We start from the raw sequence: 602 nt of genomic DNA, 5'->3' as shown, positions 1-602 counted from the left end.
ATGCGCGACCGCTTCGGCGATCGATTCGGCGCCCGGCGGGCCGGCCGCACCGGGCTGCCCGCCATCCGCGGGCTTCGGCAGCACGAACAGCGCATGGGCAGGGATGTCGGACGGCACGACCAGATAGCCCGCGCCGATGCTGCTCGCCATCGCCAGCACGGCCACCAGGATGGCGGCACCGATACGGTTCGCGTTCTTGCTGTCCATCCGGGATACGGGGCTCCGCCTGCGTTTTGGTTGCCCTGCGTTTCGGTTGCATAGAGGCAGCGCCTTACCTAGACTGCGCGCCGCCTTGTGTGAAGCATCGCCCGGCCGTTCCACATGGGACGGGGTTTTCATGTCCGCACCGGCATTCCACCGTCGGGATCGACCAAGCTGCTTCCGTTGTCCAAGGCCCCATCTTCCCCATGAACCCGATCATCGTCATCCCCGCCCGCATGGCCTCCGTGCGGCTGCCGGGCAAACCCCTGGCCATGATCGGCGACCGGCCCATGATCCTGCATGTGCTGGCGCGCGCGCGCGCCGCCGATATCGGCCCCGTCATCGTCGCGGTCTCCGATCGCGACCTGGCATGCGTGGTCCAGGACGCCGGCGGCACCGCC

The 602-nt window shown here is 68.8% G+C and carries 1 protein-coding gene and 1 pseudogene; one reads left to right on the top strand and one right to left on the bottom strand.

The window, feature by feature from the left end; all coding sequences use genetic code 11:
- A pseudogene (locus tag HUK84_RS22045) lies at positions 1–207 on the bottom strand (c-type cytochrome); the annotation flags it as partial.
- Positions 208–407: 200 nt separating this feature from the next.
- Here HUK84_RS22045 and HUK84_RS22040 point away from each other — a divergent pair.
- On the top strand, positions 408–602 hold a 195-nt coding region (locus tag HUK84_RS22040; protein WP_374729413.1), incomplete at its 3' end, for a cytidylyltransferase domain-containing protein.

The sequence above is a fragment of the Nguyenibacter vanlangensis genome (assembly GCF_013376155.1).
GTDB lineage: Bacteria > Pseudomonadota > Alphaproteobacteria > Acetobacterales > Acetobacteraceae > Gluconacetobacter > Gluconacetobacter vanlangensis.
The sequence above is the reverse complement of the archived record's forward strand: the minus strand, read 5'-3'. Positions and strand labels throughout refer to the sequence as shown.